We start from the raw sequence: 19,024 nt of genomic DNA on the forward strand, positions 1-19,024 counted from the left end.
AACTATCCCAATTCATTTATTTGCTTATCGGTTAATATCAGCTTAACTGTAACTTTATTTAATTCTCCTTGTTTAAATTCATCGATCACATTTATCTCAGTGGCATTAATATTTTTAATGAAGTTGCCTATTTCTTCTCCCTCTTTAAGCTCAAACGTAATGTCTCTGCTTTTCAGTGGAGCATCATTATATGGGATAATTTTTTTTGAATAATTTTTATTATTTAAGATTAATTCCACAATATAAGCATCAACATTAGTAAGTGATGGATGAACTTTTCCTATCCATCCAATCATATTACCATTTAATTCAATTGTTGCTGAAACACCGTTATGAAGTGAGGATAAATAAGTTCTCTTAAAGGTTGCGCCTTTTGGAAGTAATTGTATTGCATCTCTTTTCATATTTAAAAAGCTTTTAGTCGTACTTGCCATGCCAAATGTTTGTATACCATCTCCAATCATGCTCTTAGAAAAGATTGATATGTCTTTTATTCCTCTTTTTTGGTTATAGTCAATAACACTTAATAGGGTTATTGCTTGTGAATATTTGATAACTTCTCTTTGTTTTGAAATAAATGTTTCCAATACAATTTCATTATCGAAATTAAATGGATTAACATTATTAAGTTCTTTGGATATTAATGAATAAGTTTGCACTTCATTATAACCCATAGCACATATTTTGCCCTTATAGTCAGTGATGTGTCTTATATCGGTCGGCATAATCTGGGGTTTTGATGCTTCAAATGAGTTATAACCGATAAACCTAAATATTTCTTCATTAAGGTCTTGATATGATTCAATATCGTGACGATATGTTGGAATTGAAACTTTATTTTCTAGAAATTCAAAACCCAAGCTTTCTAATGAGCTGATAGCATTTGCATATCTTGGGTGTGTGGTAATATCAAACCCTGCAAGTGATGATGCCTTATCCATTGTGTAATTAACTAATATTTGGTTTTTATCGATAAAGTTTATTGGTCTAGAAAATGTTTTTAATTTTGAGCTTAAATATTCAATTGCTAAGGATGTTGTTCCAATACCGATATTTTTAGATGATTGAATTGATGCTTGAGTATCTAATTTAACAACCTTCATAGAATTTCTTATTTTTTTAATATCGAAGATACCAAGTTCAATAATGAAATCTTTTGTTGCTTTATTAATGGCAGTATCTTCCAATCCAATAACCCCAGCTACAGAAACTACTTTGTCATCAGATGTTATAACAATGTTATTATTTAACTTAATCTTTTTACCGCCAAATACTGTTACTTCTTCTGATGATAATGATGTTTTAAATTTTGTTCCGACATTATTTTTATCATAAGCATGCGTTGGTTGACCAGTCATAATTAATGTTAAGTTAGTTAAGTCAACAATATCACTAATTGATTTTATTTTATTTTTACCTAAAAAAATCTGCTCTTTAATTGTTATCTTAAAGTCTTTCTGAGCCTCAATCAGTACCAATGATTTTTCTGATCCATTTGACACCTCTATTGTTGAAGAAAGTGTGCTCTTATTTTTACTTAGATCCAATTGTGTTGTTTTAAAATATCCTGATAATTCTTTTGCCATTATCAGATAAGATCTTGCATCAGAGCGATTTGATAGTATATCAATGTTAAATAAAGTATCTTTTAGTCCTAAATATTCCACAGGATCACTTGATAAATCAATATTATCTTCATATAAGGTGATCATATCATGTTGCTCGGGTCTTACATATTCAGCATGAATACCGATTTCACTAATTGATGTAAGCATTCCTTCCGAAATTATCCCCTTTAGTTCTTTACTTTGAATTTCGATGCCATTAAGTTTAGAACCAGGAATTAAAGCCAACACAATGCGATTGTTTTCTAGATTTTTGGCTGTTGTTTGAATTATTCTTTCTTTGTCATCAAATTGAATTTTTGTAACAGTTAACTTGTCACCGTTAGGATTTTTATATATTTCGATAATTTTACCGAATTTCACTCCTTCAATATTTCCAAATGAAATTGACTCTTCCACTTCAAAACCAATAGAATTAATGGCATCGCTCATCTTTTCTGGTGTTATATTATTAGGTAAATTTGCCAGTCTTTTAAGTTCATTATAAGAAAATATCATTATTTAATCTCCTGGAATTGTTTTAGAAATCGCATATCATTTTTATAAAACTCACGAATATCATTAATACCATATTTTATCATTGCAATTCTTTCAATACCAATTCCGGCTGCAAAACCATTCATATCATTATTATAATTAGCTGCATCAAACACTTTTTTATGAAGCATTCCAGCCCCTAATACTTCAATTCATTTTTCATTATATTTAATATCAACTTCAACAGACGGTTCTGTAAATGGGAAATAAGAAGGTCTTAATCTAATTTCGATCTCGTCTTCAAAGACATATGACATTAATGATTTTAACGTCCAAATTAAATTAGGAAATGATAGATACCCCACCGATACTAAATCTGCCTGCATAAATTGATGTGAATGAGTTTGATCATCTTCATCATTACGATAAACTTTACCAATTGTAAAATGCGAAAACGATTGATTCTTATTTTCCTCTAATTCTCTAGCTGTAAAGCCAGTATTATGAGTTCTTAATAATAAATCATTGTTAATATAAAGTGAATCTTGCATTTCTCTTGCTGGATGATGCTCAGGAATATTTAATCTTTCAAAATTATATTCATTAGTTTCAATCTCACTACCTATTGTTTCAAAATAGCCATTTTGGATAAATCATTCTTTAAATCTGTTGGATACTAAAGTCATGGGATGAAGTGTCCCCTTTTGATTGACAGGGATAGTTACATCAATTCATTCATTTTTGGTCTTATTGTTGATCACAATCATTTTAATTTCTTGAGCTTTAGCAGCAAATAATTCTTCGGCTTCAATTTTCAAGATGCTAATAGCCTTGCCAATTTGACTTCTTTCTTCGATGCTTGCCGATCTTATTTTATTTTGAAGAATTTTTAATTCACTGCCTTCACCATAAAATTTATTCTTTTCTAGTTTTAATTCTTCTAATGTATGTATATGATCCAATTTCATTTCTATCTCCCTTTTATATAAAACCCTACAAGGAGCCAATGTACCACCCTTATTAAGGCTCTCTTTCCGTAATGTGGATCCATTTTGCAATCTCTATGCCAGCGAATTCAAGTTATTTCGGACTACCTCTGACGTCATTGATTTATTTATCTAATCTCATTATATATCAAAGCAAGTATTGATAAAACTAATTATCTATATCAAGTGCGCAAAATATAATTGTGATCAAGTGGTTGCTAATGTCTTTGCTGTCATCGAAATTATAATTACAGAATCATCCATTGTCACAGGCATAAAATACCTTTTATGTGTTTAAATATTAAAATCTTTATTAGTAAATCTAAATTGTTTATGGCAAAACCTGCATTTAACTTCCACAAATCCTTTTTCAGAAATAAGTTCCTTAATATCATTAGCTGACATTGTTTTAGCTGCATGAAACATTTTTTCTTTTGAACAGGTCGTCTTTCATTGTAAAGTTGTTGATTCGATAATGGTGCCATCTATTTTTTTGATATAAGACTTTGTATTCATTTTAGACAAAGAATTTTCTTTAATAAAGTTTTCAACTCACAAGACATCTTTTTCACTGTGACCTGGCAACATTTGGAAAACAACAGCTTTAGCTTGCTGTAACATATTTTTCTTTTTTAATAATACAGAAGATATAACGGCAGAGTAAATTTGCTCTGATTGATCTAGATAATACGCTAAATCTGTTGTTATATCTCCATTAGCTATTTCAACATTTCCACCATAATTTAATTTATCACCTTTATGAACAATTTTCAAGTGCCCACCATCACCAATACCAAGTGTAAGTGGAATATCGTTAAATTTAGTATCATCATATTCAGTGACAACACTTGGATCACCCACCAATGCTCTGACACCATGTTTGCCATCATATTCAAAAATAATTGTTTTTAATGAGCCATTTCCATTAATAAATATTGATGTTTGTAAACCTTTTTTTAATGCAAAAAATGCTCCGTATGTGGCCATTGCTGTTGACATGGATAAACTTGCTAAGGGTTTGGTATGGTGTACATCCATAATTTTCTGTGAAAGCTCTGTCATTTCAGAGACATAGATTCTTATATTATCTTTTAAGATGTGAGTGATATTATTCATAAGTCTTATTATACTAATATATTATTTATAGGTATGAAATTTATTCATAAATAATAAATAGTTTTAAATTAGTTGTAAAAGAAGAAAATATTTAAGCTAGGCCAGCATTTATATAGGCAATATATATTGTAATAAACGCCAAAACATGATAGTTAAAATAATGTGACATTGAATAAAAATGCTCCTATATTAAAGGAGATAGTATATTTATCAACAATAAAATATTAAATATCTTTTAATAAATCATCGATGGATACTGGAGATACATCATCAATTAATTTCTCGGCATCTTCAAATGTTTGTTCTTCAGAAACATTATCAATTTTATGAAATAGTCTGGACTTAGTATGAATACGATTAAACTTAAGTATTTTACCACCAGTTGTTTTTGCAGGCCCTAATTTAGAAAATCCTTCATTTGTTGATGTAATATTAACATTTTTCATTTTAACGATTGATAAAGTGGGCCCATCATATTTAAAGGCAGCTTGTGTGGCTTTCTCAACCACTGCCGCATCAATAGCATAATGAGTATTACCTTTAACGAAATTGTATATTTGTTTACCTTGGGTTGTTTTGCTAAAAGCTGCAATGGAAGTAACTTTAATTTTTTTCACTCCGCCACGTTGAGAAATCAATCCCATCATGTCACTTTGACTAGCTAAAACAAATGTTGTGACGCGATCTTCTCCAGATAATTTGATAGCTATAGCTCCACCGGTTTTAGTTCCTTGTGTTGTTAGTTGATGCTCTAAATACTTAACAGCCTTACCAAGTTTATTAATAATAATAACTTGCATATGACCATTAGAAGGTTTGGCACCTATTAATTTATCATGCTCATCTAATTTCATAGCTGTCATCGCTGATGAATATCTTTTGACACTAAAACTCTTAATTAGGGTTCTTTTAGCTTTTCCTTTTGCGGTTACTAAAACAATATAAGCATTTAGGTCAAAGCTATTAACTGAGATAGCATCAACTAATTCTTCATCAGGATGTATCGATACAAAATCATTTAAATGCTTACCGATTGTTTTGAATTTAACCTCTTCAATTTGATGAACAGGTAAATACATATATCTTCCTTCTGATGTAAAGACTAGCAACTTATCACTAGTATTTATTTTATGGAAATAAATTAACATATCCTCTTCTTTTAAACCATATGTTGAAACTTCATTAGCTTCAAATGATCTATTAGAAAATTTTTTAATATAACCTTTTTTAGATACTCCAACCCATACATCCTCGTGTTGGATCAACTCCTCTTCATTAACAATTAATGTTTCTAGTTCATTGACTACTTCTGATTTTCTCGGATGACCAAATATTTTTTTAACTTCTTTTAATTGATGAATTAAATTTTTACTAAATTCTTTTTGATCTGAAAGTAATAATTCATAACGAGTTATTCTTTCATTAAGATTATTTCTTTCTTCAATATAAATACTTTGATCAGTTCGAGACAATCGATATAAACGTAAATCAGCAATAGCATCGGCTTGTAATTTAGTAAAGTTAAATGTGTTAATTAAAGCTTCTACAACACCGGATTTAGATCCAGGGGCATTTCTAATTACAGCAATTACTTTATCGGCTATTTCTGAAACCTTGATAAGTCCTTGAACTATCTCTAATCTTTTAGTATCTTTTTGGAGATTAAAATTAAGAGCATTTCTTTGCACTAATGTTTGATGATTTAAATATGCATCAATTAATTTGCCTAATCCCATCAATACCGGGGCATTATCTTTAATAGCAATATTATTGTAGTTGTAGTAAATTTGTAATTCCGTTTTGGCTAATAAATAAGTAAGGATTTTTGCTGAGTCAGTATCTTTATTTAATTCAATCATAATGGAAATACCATCTCTGTCAGATTCATCTCTAACTTCCTTAATACCCGAGATCTTTTTATCATATTGTACTGATGCTAGTTGTCTAACTAGTTTAGATTTGACAACGCCATAAGGAATTTCACTAATTTTGATAAATGGTTTTGTTTTCGATGTTGAAACTTCATATTTAGATCTAATAACAATTTTGCCTCTACCTCTTTCAAAAGCAGAGTAAATACCATCATAGCCCATGACGATTCCCCCGGTAGGAAAATCAGGACCTTTTATAGTTTTTAGCATAGTATTTAAACTCGCATTGGGGGACTTAATTTTAGTGATGATTGTATTAATGACTTCAACTAAGTTATGCGGTGGCATTTCAGTGGCATACCCAGCTGCAATTCCTCTGGCACCATTAATTAATAAGTTTGGTATTAGACCAGGCAAAACAGTCGGTTCTCGCTCAGAGTCATCAAAATTAGGAGCGAACTTGACCGTATCTTTTCTAATCCCATCAAGCATATAGTCAGAAATTCTTTCTAACCGCGCTTCAGTATACCTCATAGCAGCAGCAGGATCATCATCAATAGATCCGTTATTACCATGCATTTCAATTAATGGCATGTTCATTTTTCAACTTTGTGACATTCTCACCATTGCTTCATAAATGGATGAATCTCCATGGGGATGATACTTACCAATTACATCGCCAACAACACGGGCTGATTTTTTAAATGGTTTATTGTAGAGTAATCCAAGTTCTGACATGGAAAATAAAATTCTTCTTTGGACCGGTTTTAAACCATCTCTAGCATCAGGCAGAGCACGACCTTGGATAATATATTTAGAATAACGTGCAAAACGATCAGACATAATCTGGTCTAGTGACATATGTAAGATGTGGTTATCTTTTTTATTGTTCATTGGCGCCTTCCTTATGTTATTTTATTTCAAAATCATCTTCAAGTGTAAATTTAACATTTTTATTAATTCAATTTTTTCTCGGCTCGACATGATCACCCATTAAGGTCGATACTCGTCGCTCGACAATGGCCATGTCATCAATGGATACCTTAATCATTGTTCTTGTATCGGGATTCATTGTTGTTTCTCATAATTGATCTGCATTCATTTCACCTAGACCTTTATAACGTTGAATATCTCCGCCCTTAAATGTATCGAGAACTGTTTTTAATTCATTCTCATCTCATGCATATTGTTGTTCATTTTTGCCATTCACCTTTTTGGACACCTTATAGAGAGGTGGAATAGCAATATAAACTCTTCCTGAATCAAATAATGGTTTCATATATCTAAATAAGAAGGTTAATAATAATATTTGAATATGAGCCCCATCGGTATCAGCATCAGTCATGATAACGATCTTGCCATATTGCACATCATCCACAACAAAGTCCTTGCCAACTCCAGCTCCGACAGTGGTAATGATGGTTCCTATTTCTTCATTTCTTAAGATATCAATCAGTTTGGCTTTTTCCGTATTAACTACTTTACCCCTTAGAGGCAAGATCGCCTGGAATTTTCTATCTCTTCCTGATTTAGCCGAACCTCCAGCTGAATCCCCTTCAACTAAGAATAATTCTCGTTCTAAAGGATTTTTACTTTGGGCTGGTGTTAGTTTCCCCGAAAGAATCTCCTTGCTACTTAATTTGCTTTTAACTGTTCTTGCATCATTTCTTGCTTTTCTAGATGCTTGTCGTGCTGCTGAAGCATCAACTGCTTTACGGACAATCTTAGTTGCATCATTTTTTCGCTCTTGTAATCAAAATGTTAAGTATTTAGTCAATAATTCTGTCACTGACTTTCCGGCTTCTGGAGTTCTTAAAGAATCCTTTGTCTGACCAACAAATCCTAGAATATTTTCCGGAATCTTAACTGATACTACGACAGTTAGTCCTTCTAAAATATCACCTAATTCAAGCGTATCTTTACTCTTAAGCATTTTTTGCTCTTTCGCATACTCGGTTATGATTTTTTTTCAAGCACTTTTTATGGCTCTTTCATGTGTTCCACCTTCTTGTGTCTTGATATTGTTAACAAATGAAATAATTGTCTCATTATAATCGTTGGTATATTGAAACCCAATTTGCGTTTCGACATCAAAAAATGTCCCCTCAAAAGAATATGCTTTAGTTACAGGAGTTTTAGCTACATTAAGAAATTCCACAAATTCTCTAATACCATCATTAGATAAAAATGTATCATTTTCACCATGAAATTCAGATTTTAGTTTAACTTCAACTCCAGATATTAAAAATGATGACTCTTGCATTCGCTCTTTAATGATTTCATAGTTAAGGGAGGCTTTTTTAAAGACGGAAATTGACGGCATGAAAGTTATCTTTGTACCATTTTTAGAAGTTGGTCCTATTTTTTTTGTATTTTTAACGATTTTTTCACCATTAAAAATTGTTTCATATTCAAAGCCATTTTTATAAACTGTCGCAATAAGTCAATCTGAAAAAGCATTAACTACAGATGATCCCACACCATTTAATCCACCAGAAGTTTTATAGGCTGAAGATTCTCCACCGAATTTACCACCAGCATGCAGTTCAGTAAAGATAAGTTCCACAGCGGTTTTGCCACTAGCTTTATGAACATCAATCGGGATACCCCGACCATTATCTTCAACGGATATTGATCCGTCTTTTTTAATGATTACCTGTACTTTATTAGCAAATCCACCCAAAACCTCATCCATAGCATTATCAACAATTTCTCAAACTAAATGATGTAAACCGGTTGCATCAGTAGATCCGATATACATTCCTGGTCTTTTTTTAACAGCCTCTAAACCTTTTAGTACTTTAATACTACTTGCATCATATTTAGTCATAGGAATATTATAAACAATAAATATAAAATAATATTGTGTTTTTATTATAATGGATACATGAAAATAGGTATCTTTGGGGGTTCATTCAATCCCGTACATAGAGGACACATTAGTGTGGCCGAACATGCTATTAAGCATTTATCACTAGATAAACTCATCTTTGTACCAGCCTTTAAATCCCCTTTTAAATCTAAAGTAAAGTATGTCGATGGTCAACACAGAATTCAAATGTTAGAGATTGCTAAACCCCAAAAAGCAACTATATCGCATTTTGAAATCAATCGCAAAAGTATTTCATACACCATTGACACCGTTAAATATTTTAAGCAAAAATACCCCAACGATGAACTATTTTTAATTATTGGATCAGATAATATTCATAAATTGAATAAATGAAAAAGTATTAATGAAATTGTTGAGATGCTGAAAATAGTTGTTTTCAGAAGAGATAATGAGTTTTCAAAACTTAACATTAAAAGATATGGATGCATTTTAATTGATAATCCTATTTATGATTTTTCTTCTACTTGATTTAGAAAAGGTCATATGCATAATGTTGATAAAGCTGTTATGAAATACATATCCTCACAGTATTTATATATTCCCGAATTAATGAAAAATATGCTAGATCATAAACGATATCAACATTCTAAGTCTGTGGCTTCATATGCAGCCAAGTTTGCCAAATCAGCTGGGGTTAATTCAAAAAAGGCGTGAGTAGCTGGTTCGCTGCATGATATTACCAAATCTTGATCATTTGAACGACATAAAAAGTTCTTAATAAATCAAGATGTGGATATAACAAATATTAAAGATTTTCAACTTCATAGTATGAGTGGTTATTATTGATTAAAAAATAAATACATGATGGAAGATGAAGAAATCATGAAGGCTGTTTTGCGGCATACATCATTAGCAGATGAGTTGTCAATGATGGATAAAGTCATTTTTGCAGCAGATAAAATGTGCGATGGCAGAAGGCATCCTGGCATTCAAAATGACCGAGAATTAATAATGAAAAATTTTGATGTTGGATTTAAAAAAATTATTGGTATAGTGTATGAGTTATTAATAAAAATGAATCGTGATTTCAGTGATGAAGAAAAGGCGATTTACGAAAGGTGGAAATAATAATTGGAATAATAGTAGCAGATTCAAATGAAATTAATTCATTTCCCTTTGCTATAAGAGAGGTTAAGAAAATTAATCAATTTAGCTTTATCATCTTTAAAAACGATATTGTTTTTGTGCATGCAGGAATCGGGATAGCTAATGCGGCGGCGGCAACGCAAGCTTTAATTAGTATTTTCCATGTGCATATGATTATCAATTATGGTACTGTTGGTGGCAATAAACATGTTAATCTTTATGATGTCATTGCCCCCCAAAAAATCTTTTATCATGATGTCACGACTCCATGATACAAAAGAGGTCAAACACCAAATGAAAAAGAATTTTATTTAAATGACTTAATATGAGAGAAAAACAATAATTTGGGTTCAGGATCTTCGTTTATTGATAAAAAAGAGACAATACTTAATTTAAAAAATGAGTTAGATATTGATATTTTTGATATGGAAACTGCTGCTATAGCTCAAATTGCAGATAAAAATGATGTCAAGTTACAAGTCGTTAAGGTTGTATCTGATTCCATTGGTCATACTGATATTTCTCATGGAAATATTAATGATCGTATAACTAAAGCGGGCATAATTGCTTTTGCAGAAATAATAAAATTAATACAAGGTCAAGAATAAATAATTTCTTGTTGAGGATGATAAAAGTCATGATAAGACATTAATGTTTAATGATTTATAAAAACTTACTACATAAAAAGTTACATAAGATTTACTTATCATAATGTTTAAGAATTCGGTCAGATTCAATATATCTAGATTGAGTTCTTTTTCTTTTAATATTTAGTCTGCCTTCCTTCCCGGTCATAATTGCCTTTGTTTTCATTTTTCTATTAACGGTCTTGACTATGGTTTCAATTTTTGATTCCACAATAGGTTTATCAAAGACAGACATTTGATAACTAGATTCAAACATATCAGATAATTTACCAAGATGCACACCAATATATTTTATTTTATTATTTTTTCAAATATCATCAAATAAATCAACAGCTTCTTTAAAAACATCTGCATGAGAATTAATGGGTCTTTGAAGGGATTTTTGCTTTCGAATAACTTTAACTTCCTTTCCTCCAGCTTCTTTAATGGAGACCGAAACAACTTTGCCAACAGTATTCCTCATTTCTGCTCTGCTTGTGACCATATGGGTTAATCTTGATAATTCTTTCAAGATATCATCACGATCAGATAAGTCCTTAATCATAAACGTCTGTGAATTACCAATCCCTTTTAATTTGTTGTGTTCTAAGTTAATCTCATCACTACCACCGCCATTAGCTTCTCAGACTCGTTCAGAACCCCTTTTGCCAAGAATATTGTTTATATCATCAGGATTAGCTTGAGCTAAATCACCAATATTCATAATTCCAATTGCATTTAATTTAAGGGCACTTGGTCCACCAATACCATAAAATTTCTTTAATTCTCATGATCAAAATCTAGCAGCATGATCACCTGGCTTGGTTAATGTTATGCCATATGGTTTATTGACTGATGTTGACATTTTAGCCACAAATTTATTATTAGAAATTCCAATCGATATAGGTAATTTCAGTTTGGTCATAATAGTATCTTGAATTACTAAAGCAAGTTTCATTGGTGAGCCATATTTTTTTCATACATCTGTCACATCAATGAAACACTCATCTACAGACATTATTTCAATCATCGGTGTAAAAGTATCACTAATGAGTTCAAACATCTTAGTAGATAGGTTAACATACAAAGCATAATTAGGTTTAACAGCTATAAGTTGAGAACATAACTTTTGAGCCATAAAAAAAGGCATAGGAACTTGAACACCCATGGCTCTAGCTTCATAAGAAACAGCGGCCACGATTGATCTACGCTCTCCAGTGGTAATGGCAACTGGTTTATGAAGTAAAAATGGATTAACAGTTCGCTCTGCTGAAACAAAATAAGAATCTAAGTCTAAGTGGAAGATAACTTTCATGTAAAAATTATAATAAAAAAAGTGGCTAACCATTCATTACTTACCAAATGAATTTTAGAAAGAAATATTTATTTTATATAGTATACATTCCAAAAAGTTATCAAAAATTATTAGATCATCAATTTTTTATATCTTTTTCCAAGCTTATAAAATTAACTTTGAAAAAACAAAATAATATTTAATATATAGAAATTAGCCATTGTGCATTTAAATTTACAAATAAATTTATTTTATTGAAAAAGTTGAGCTTATTATTTTTTTATTTTGTTATTGATTGCACTCATATATATTTTAAGGTAAGCAATTTCATCAGATGATAATTCATATTTTTTATTTTCCACATCATCATAAAGATTTTTTCATCCCGTTTTATGATTTGCATTAATTTCGTATTTTATCTTTGTTTCTTCTGATAATAAATCTTCTGGATTCTTTATATTTTTGTTTTTGGATGCACTAAATATATCACTTAAATATAAAAAATTTTCTTTTAATTTATCATTTTCTTCTCTTTCATCATATAAAGCGTAAGGTTTTAATCCTAAAATGATTTCTAAAACATCATATCCGTATCTATTGTTTTTTTCCTGTCATTGGAATAATAAATAAATTTTCTGGTTTGGAAATTTTGTTAATTAAATAAGATAAATTTATTGTATTGATATCCGCCTCTCCCTCAACACATAAGTATATTTTCTTATTGTTTAGTTTTTCTAATTCAAATATATTCAAACCTAAAGATGCAGTTATAGGTGTTAAAGTGTCTTTTATGCTATTTTCTTTTGAATTAATGAATGCATTTATATTATTATAAATTTTACTTCCTTCATCAGTTTTAGTAATAATTTTTAATGAAGGAAAAATATCACTAGTAAGCATAAATATTGAATGTGTAGCATAAATAACTTGTAGATTTTTTTTATCCTTTAATTCTTTAAATAATTTTACTAATTCTTTTTGTGCAGCAGCATGTAAAAATTTCTCTGGCTCATCAATTAAAATCATTGAATAATCTTCTATGCTTTTTATAAAAATAAATAATTTTAAAAATCATTTGACCCCATCTGATGTAGATTTTATAGATAAATACTTATTTGATATTGGATCCCATACATTTATATAAATTTTATTACCACCAACTCCGAATGCAAATTTTCAAATATTATTTTGTGATGGAAAGTTTTCTTCAAAGAAAGTAGATAATGACCTCTCTATATTGTCTTGAAATGGTCTTAAATTTCTTGTTTTATCTTCTTCTGTATAATCGCCATATATGATTTCTTTAAATTTATTTATTTCATCATCATTTAAAAACGCTTTAAGAAAATTATTTATATCTTCAAAATCTGCTTTAATTACATCTCCACTTCCATTTGTTGTATCTTTTAAAATGTATGATGGTTTTATAAAATCAAAATGATCCTTTGAATCTGCAGACAAAAAAGGTATTTTCTTATAACAATATGAGTACAATATTTTTTTAATTTCTTTAAGAATTTGAATTTTTTCAATACCATTTTTATCTTTTTTAGTTTTTACTGCTTTTTCAGACATAGTTTCTATTTTTTCATCAAGATAATCATCTGTCATTTCTTTAATTGATATTTTGTTGTTCATAGAAAGATCATCATTTATATTTAATATTATCTGTTCAAAATATTCTTTTATTACATCTGTAGAATAAAAAACCTTAATTGATTTTTCTTTTTCACTTGTTTCAATATTTATCGTTCATTCTCCTATAAATAATTGATTTTTTCCAAAATGTTTTTCAATTTTATTTTTTAAATCCGTTGAATAATATTTTTTCTTAATTTTTATTAAAATTTTTATTGAACTTCTTTCTATTGAACTTCTATTATCTCACATGTATTTTTTATTTAACCCCAATGAAGGAGACTGAATAGCATTTAATAAAGCAGTTTTTCCCACATCATTTAAACCAATTATGTGAATAGGGAAAGTATCATTTAATAAATTCATATTTTCGTCTTTAAATGGTCCGTAATTTTTAATATAGATTTTCTTATACATAATTTAATTATAACATATATGTTTTTGGTAATTATCCCCTAATTGTTAATAAAATATAAAGAAAAATGACTTATTTGTCATTCTTTATTCTTTGGTGGGTTGATTGCTTTGTCTAAATGTAAATTCATCTACATATGACTGCATTCACTTACTAACTATTAGGGATAATTACCAATTTTTTCATTGTAAACATCTACTTGCGCATAATTATTTTAAACTGACCCCTAAAAAGTAGACGCATGAAAAACAGGGAGAAACTAATAATAAAATGAAAAATAAGTTATATTCAAAGAAAAAAAGATGAGATCGTTAAAAGATATATGAATGGGGAAAAAGTTGTGCATCTGACAAAAGAACTATGACCCAACTCTAAAATTTGTAATCATAAAAATAATATATATGATTGAATAAAGAAATATAAAGGATATGTGAAGTATCGAACCAAAAAAATATCGATAATTAAAAAAGAAAGACTGAATTATTCTCAAAAGTTTAAATATAATATTGTTATGAAATATTTAAATGGTAAGACTGCACTCAATTTAGCTAAAGAAATGTGATCAAATAAAAACCCCGAAACAACAAGAACCATGATTAATTATTGGAGAAAGCAATTAATATCTAAAAAATAATTGACTCTAATAAAAAAGAATGAAGAAAATCAATAAAAACAATGTTGATTACGAAAATTTTTAAAAAGAAGAACTAATAGAAATTTTGTGGGTTTATGATGAATATTTGTAAATAATTAAAGAGAAAAAGAATAAAAATGAAAAATTATTCAAAAAAAGATATTATCAATAACTAAACTTTGTTATGTATTTCAAGTTTCAAGATCAAGATATTATAAATATTTGAAAAACCAGATTCAAGGACAAGTGATTTAGAAAAACTGATAAAGATCATATTTTATAAGCATAAACAAAATCGGATGCTTAATTATAGTGGCCGTGAAACTGATTGGATGATTATCTAAAAGAAAAATGCTAGGTTACCTAGATGTATATGGATCCAGAAAAAAAATTTACTAGCGAGGAACGCTTGACTAATAAAGTTATTAAAAAAGTAGCTAGCCACTAATTTCTTCCAAAGTATCTCATCAATCTTAAAACAATCCAAATCAATTGCACAATATCAGTTAATAATCTAAAGCCAAAAAAAGCAGATATTCTAAATTCCATTTCTGGATCATTGGTATGTTCTAACTTCTCAGAGAATTTTTTTAGTAGTCATACATCATAAGAAATATATAATAATGTGAGCACTCCTGCAGCTAAGAAATAAACAAAGATTAATTTATCAGAATAAATACCACTAAAATACAGAATCATGGAGATTATGCCCAAGACAAGCATCGCAATACTTCCATAGAATAAAAACACCCCTAATTTTGATAAATCTCTTGCTTTATAACCAGCAAAAGCCATCACACCAAATAAGACCCCAGCCACGCCAAAGGCAATCAGAATGTCTTGGGCTTTTCACATAGTAAATAGTATCCCAAATCCAATCCCTTGAGCAGCTACATAAACCAGATAGTTAACTATAATAAATGTCTTAGAAGCTTTCATAAATCTGAATGTCCAGATAATCCTAATAACAAACGAGACCATGATGAGTCCCATCCCAACAAAGGATACCTTTGCTAACATGGCCGCATCAGATGATGTTGCTATTTTGGAGTACATTTCAAAATCATAACTCTTGGCACTGGCTAATCCCGCCAAAACACCGGTTTGATTAATTATTTGCCATACAGCTACACCTATTAGGGTAATAATCATAAATGCAATTGAAGCATAAGAGAAAGCTTTGGTAAAAACCTTGCTCTGTCCGACCCACACTTTATTTTCGTTATTGCTATGTATTAAGCTCATATCGATGATGCCTCCCTATTACTAAAATATTATATAATATAAATATGAAATTAGATATTAAAAAAATCCTAAAACATTACAATGTTAATATAACCGAAAACAGAATTAGCATTTTGAACTGTTTGAATGATGATTTTCATTTTCATAGTATTACTGACATCAAAAATCATTCACAATTAAATACTAAGAGCATCTACAATAATATTAAAGTATTATCAGATGCTGGTTTGATTGATTCTTATTCATCTGGCGGGATTGTGAAATATGCCTTAACTGATTCTATCATCGGTCATAAAAATGATATTCATATTGTTGAGCCAGGCAATAAAATCAGTCACATTAATATCAATGAAAAAATCTTTCAAGCAATTAAAAAAGAAGTGACAGAAACAGGTAAAACAGTCGCTAGCGTTAAAATATTTGTTAATGTTAAATAATATTTAAGAAATCTTTTTCATTTTTAAGAATTTTTATTAATTTATCAATGTCTTCTGTGGTGTTATAAGCGGCAATCGATACTCTAATGGTGTATTGACAAAGTGTTACTTCTTCAATCAGATTAGCACAATGAGCCCCTGCTTTAATAATGATGCCTTCATCACCACAAAAGGACACAACATCATGGGGATTAACATTTTTAAGATTAAAAATTAATGTTGTATCACCTCTCGCGGAAAACATTTTCATATTAGGTAATGACATTAGTTGATCATAGGCATGTTCAGCCACTATTGCTTCTTTGGTTAAATCAATTTCATTAAAATACTTAATGGCAGCACCTAAACCAATAATTCCAGCAACATTAAGAGTTCCTGGTTCAAATCGATGTTCTTTAAACTGATATCCATTAGGTTCCTTAGTTAAAAATGCAGCGGCTCCACCACCAAAAGTGGCTGGCTTTAATAATGAGAGTAATTCCTTTCTAATGGCTAAAATACCTGTTCCAGTAGGACCATATAGTTTAGTTCCAGAAAAAACAATCACATCCGAGTTATGCAAAGATACTTCTTCATGCACAACTGCTTGTGCTGCATCATTAACTAAAACAGCTCCCACCTTCTTGATTTCTTTGTAAAGACGTTTAATATTGATGTGTTTTCTAATGGTGTTGTTAGTTTGGGCAAAAGCGACAACTTTTGTTTGAGCATTAATGCGATCAAATAATTTTTCCGAGAAAACAACTTTTGCTCCAGTTTTTTTAGCCACTTCAAATCAAACAATGACATTTGATGTGTGGTTATAAATTGATAAAAGGATTTCATCACCTGGTTTTAAAAATGAAGCAAACATTTGCGAGACTAAATTTAGTGAATGTGTTGTTCCAGAAGTGAATATCACCTCATCTTGTGAAGCATTAATCAAAGTAGCTGCTAATGATCTAGTTTCTTCAACCTCTCTTAACACTTTTTGCCCTAAAGGCGAATCGGGCGAATGAGTATTAATAGGATTTTTTAAGTAATAATCACTAATCGCCTGAACTACTTGTTTAGGTTTAAGAGTACCGCCACCTGAATCCAAAAATACTACTTCTTCTAACAAGGGAAAGTCTGATCTTTTCATATTAATTCCTTTCAAATAGAGTTATATACTCTATATTTTTTATTTTTTTTCCTTTAATGGGCGACTTACTCATGGCGCTCATTTTAAAATTATTATCTACAGCATATTTTTTCACTTTGTCTATTATATTACTATGTATCTCCTCCGGGACAAATCCACCAGGCTCTACTTGATTAGAATTAGCTTCAAATTGTGGTTTAATTAAAGCCATAATTTGTAGGCTTTCATCACCAATATCCTTGGCAACTTGAAACATGTATTTTAATGAGATGAAAGAGACATCGGTGACCACAAAATCAATTTTATCTTGAAACATATCTTTGGTAATGGTTTTTAAGTTAGTCTTTTCAATTGTTGTGACTCGCTTGTCTGATCTAATTTTATAACTAAGTTGATTAGTCCCCACATCAAGAGCATAAACATGTTTGGCACCATATGCTAAAGCAACATGTGAAAACCCCCCTGTTGAAGATCCAATATCTAATACAATCAGATCTTTAAAATTTATGTTAAATTCATCAATAGCAGCCAGTAGTTTATAAGCCCCTCGCGAGACTCATTGTTTGGACTCTTTAATCGATACCTGATCTTCTTCTAAAATCTTCTCAGATGGGATAAAAATAATATTTTCATTAATTTTAACTTGTCCAGACATGATAATGCGTTTAGCTTTTTCTTTTTCATATCCTAATTTAACTAATTTTTCTAATATTGTCATGGAATTAAAAAACTCTTTTCATTACTTCTTTGATTTTAAGATTATATGATGCTGTCTGTGGGGGAATTGATTCAAGTCAATTGTAAAAATAATGTCTTTTTATTTCATTTTGTTCTACATAGTTTTCTTTTGTAAAGATATTGCTGCCAGATTTATTTTTCCAATAAGTTGAAGTTTGATAGATATATCAAACAAAGTGACCAAAGGACTCTCAATCGATTTTCTTATTTGTGTACTTAGATAATTTTTTAAAAGAATGAAGAAACATTTTGGGTCCATTTACTTCATCGGCTAATTTAAGCTCTTCTTGGATTAGAATATCGGTTTCAATTTTTGCATTAAATGTCAAGGCAACATTTGAAAATAATAGTTTCATATCTTTATGTTGAAATTTCTTTTTATAAGCACGATATTTATGTGATTGCTTTAATAATTTTTTAATTTCTTTTAATTTTGTCAAAATAATTCCCAATCCTTTCCAAAATTTTATTAATATACTTGTAAGATTCATCCGGAATATAGCCTTGGGCCAGAATTACCATTTCATTAATAACTAACGCTCGATCAATATAAGATAATTCAAAGGCGCCATACAGTAAAATCGCTCTTTCTAAGGGGGCCAGCCTGCTTCATGATCATCCTTGAACAATAAACTTATTCACGAGACTTTTAAAGGATTCATATTTGTTACTGATGGCATCAATTTTTTTTAAATCTTGCTCAGTAAAATCACCTGAAGTAAAAGCTTGATCAGAACTTAATTTTTCATCCAAAACTTCAAATTGGTAAATATAATTTACGATCTTGGCTCTATTTTCTAACTTAGATGTTTTTTTCATA

16 protein-coding genes are annotated in these 19,024 nt (G+C 29.8%); 4 read left to right on the forward strand and 12 right to left on the reverse strand.

Features of this window, described 5'->3' with window-relative positions; all coding sequences use genetic code 4:
• Positions 1–2: 2 nt before the first annotated feature.
• The 5 genes from O3I44_RS02205 to O3I44_RS02225 form a co-directional block, all read right to left on the reverse strand.
• On the reverse strand, positions 3–2,123 hold the full coding sequence (locus tag O3I44_RS02205) for a phenylalanine--tRNA ligase subunit beta (RefSeq protein ID WP_303716685.1): 2,121 nt from the start codon (positions 2,121–2,123) through the stop codon (positions 3–5).
• Entirely contained in the window at positions 2,123–3,070 is a 948-nt protein-coding gene (gene pheS, locus O3I44_RS02210) for a phenylalanine--tRNA ligase subunit alpha (RefSeq protein ID WP_303716686.1), read from the reverse strand. The genes O3I44_RS02205 and pheS overlap by 1 nt, the downstream gene beginning before the upstream one ends.
• A gap of 312 nt (positions 3,071–3,382) precedes the next feature.
• Complete coding sequence (locus O3I44_RS02215) at positions 3,383–4,204, reverse strand: Hsp33 family molecular chaperone HslO (RefSeq protein ID WP_303716688.1); 822 nt, start codon at positions 4,202–4,204, stop codon at positions 3,383–3,385.
• Between the two features lie 224 nt (positions 4,205–4,428).
• Positions 4,429–6,969: a DNA topoisomerase IV subunit A gene (gene parC / locus O3I44_RS02220; protein WP_303716690.1), complete on the reverse strand. Its 2,541-nt coding sequence runs from the start codon at positions 6,967–6,969 to the stop codon at positions 4,429–4,431.
• A gap of 16 nt (positions 6,970–6,985) precedes the next feature.
• Positions 6,986–8,905: a DNA gyrase/topoisomerase IV subunit B gene (locus O3I44_RS02225; protein WP_303716692.1), complete on the reverse strand. Its 1,920-nt coding sequence runs from the start codon at positions 8,903–8,905 to the stop codon at positions 6,986–6,988.
• A 57-nt stretch (positions 8,906–8,962) separates the two neighbouring features.
• Here O3I44_RS02225 and O3I44_RS02230 point away from each other — a divergent pair, with 57 nt between their 5' ends.
• On the forward strand, positions 8,963–10,036 hold the full coding sequence (locus O3I44_RS02230) for a nicotinate-nucleotide adenylyltransferase (protein ID WP_303716694.1): 1,074 nt from the start codon (positions 8,963–8,965) through the stop codon (positions 10,034–10,036).
• Positions 10,027–10,662: a phosphorylase family protein gene (locus tag O3I44_RS02235; RefSeq protein ID WP_303716695.1), complete on the forward strand. Its 636-nt coding sequence runs from the start codon at positions 10,027–10,029 to the stop codon at positions 10,660–10,662. Before O3I44_RS02230 ends, O3I44_RS02235 begins: the two co-directional genes overlap by 10 nt.
• Positions 10,663–10,753: 91 nt before the next feature.
• Here the strand turns inward: O3I44_RS02235 and O3I44_RS02240 are convergent, their stop codons facing one another.
• Together O3I44_RS02240 and O3I44_RS02245 are read right to left on the reverse strand one after the other, a co-directional pair.
• Positions 10,754–11,995: a DNA polymerase Y family protein gene (locus O3I44_RS02240; protein WP_303716697.1), complete on the reverse strand. Its 1,242-nt coding sequence runs from the start codon at positions 11,993–11,995 to the stop codon at positions 10,754–10,756.
• A 573-nt stretch (positions 11,996–12,568) separates the two neighbouring features.
• Entirely contained in the window at positions 12,569–14,029 is a 1,461-nt protein-coding gene (locus tag O3I44_RS02245) for an AAA family ATPase (protein ID WP_303716698.1), read from the reverse strand.
• Positions 14,030–14,268: 239 nt separating this feature from the next.
• Between O3I44_RS02245 and O3I44_RS02250 the strand changes: the two genes are divergently transcribed.
• Positions 14,269–14,661, forward strand: coding sequence for a hypothetical protein (locus O3I44_RS02250; protein ID WP_303716700.1), 393 nt, complete (start codon positions 14,269–14,271; stop codon positions 14,659–14,661).
• Positions 14,662–15,105: 444 nt separating this feature from the next.
• Here the strand turns inward: O3I44_RS02250 and O3I44_RS02255 are convergent, their stop codons facing one another.
• Complete coding sequence (locus tag O3I44_RS02255; protein WP_303716702.1) at positions 15,106–15,906, reverse strand: Bax inhibitor 1 family protein; 801 nt, start codon at positions 15,904–15,906, stop codon at positions 15,106–15,108.
• A gap of 44 nt (positions 15,907–15,950) precedes the next feature.
• On the opposite strand from O3I44_RS02255, the gene O3I44_RS02260 reads away from it, so the two are divergent.
• Positions 15,951–16,343, forward strand: coding sequence for a hypothetical protein (locus tag O3I44_RS02260; RefSeq protein ID WP_303716703.1), 393 nt, complete (start codon positions 15,951–15,953; stop codon positions 16,341–16,343).
• Here O3I44_RS02260 and O3I44_RS02265 read toward each other — a convergent pair.
• Genes O3I44_RS02265 through O3I44_RS02280 form a run of 4 tightly spaced genes read right to left on the reverse strand, consistent with a single transcriptional unit; the run spans position 16,336 to position 19,023 of the window.
• On the reverse strand, positions 16,336–17,466 hold the full coding sequence (locus O3I44_RS02265; RefSeq protein ID WP_303716705.1) for a cysteine desulfurase: 1,131 nt from the start codon (positions 17,464–17,466) through the stop codon (positions 16,336–16,338). The genes O3I44_RS02260 and O3I44_RS02265 overlap by 8 nt on opposite strands.
• 1 nt (position 17,467) lies before the next feature.
• Positions 17,468–18,184 (reverse strand): TlyA family RNA methyltransferase, encoded by a 717-nt coding sequence (locus O3I44_RS02270; protein WP_303716707.1) that lies wholly within the window; start codon positions 18,182–18,184, stop codon positions 17,468–17,470.
• Positions 18,185–18,188: 4 nt separating this feature from the next.
• Positions 18,189–18,644, reverse strand: a complete 456-nt coding sequence (locus tag O3I44_RS02275; protein ID WP_303716709.1) for a hypothetical protein — start codon at positions 18,642–18,644, stop codon at positions 18,189–18,191.
• Entirely contained in the window at positions 18,622–19,023 is a 402-nt protein-coding gene (locus O3I44_RS02280; RefSeq protein ID WP_303716711.1) for a transcription antitermination factor NusB, read from the reverse strand. The genes O3I44_RS02275 and O3I44_RS02280 overlap by 23 nt, the downstream gene beginning before the upstream one ends.
• Position 19,024: the final 1 nt, after the last annotated feature.

The organism is Candidatus Mycoplasma mahonii, from assembly GCF_030550815.1.
GTDB lineage: Bacteria > Bacillota_I > Bacilli_A > Mycoplasmatales > Metamycoplasmataceae > Mycoplasma_O > Mycoplasma_O mahonii.